1 rRNA gene is annotated in these 513 nt (G+C 40.4%); it reads right to left on the bottom strand.

Annotated elements, in window-relative coordinates:
• Positions 1–513: ribosomal RNA gene (locus tag ACYVK5_RS22980) — 16S ribosomal RNA — on the bottom strand; the annotation flags it as partial.

The raw sequence follows: 513 nt of genomic DNA, 5'->3' as shown, positions 1-513 counted from the left end.
GTATCAAAGAATATTAGCCCTCCTCCAAGTGTTGGTTCTACCCCTATATGACTCTAGATCAATAATATGATCAAGCTACGTACCCTGTACACCTATTCAAAACTCCGATGGGTTGCCCGATTCCGTATTACCGCGACTGCTGGCACGGAGATTAGACTGGACTATTCGGTATAATAATCATCATTTATTATACTTATTCAAAAGTAAATCTTCTGATATCAGAAAATGACTTTTAACTCTAAGTTACTGGTTCACACTTTCGTGCATTGACCAATATTCTCCACTGCTGCACATAATCTATGCTCTGGACTTTTTCATTTCCAGTGTCGGGAATCAAGCTTTCACTCTCCCTACTCGTCATTGGCTTGGTAAGCTATTATCCTACCAACTACCTGCTGAGAGGCAAGTGAATCGTTTAAAAAACGGTATCAACTCACCTGTTACTGACCAGTTCGCCATTTCTGACTTGCATGTGTTAAAATACTTAGATACCCATCCGGTGGTGTCATGATT

The sequence above is a fragment of the Myceligenerans halotolerans genome, from assembly GCF_054782975.1.
Note: the sequence above shows the minus strand (reverse complement) of the source record. Positions and strands in the feature narration are given on the sequence as shown.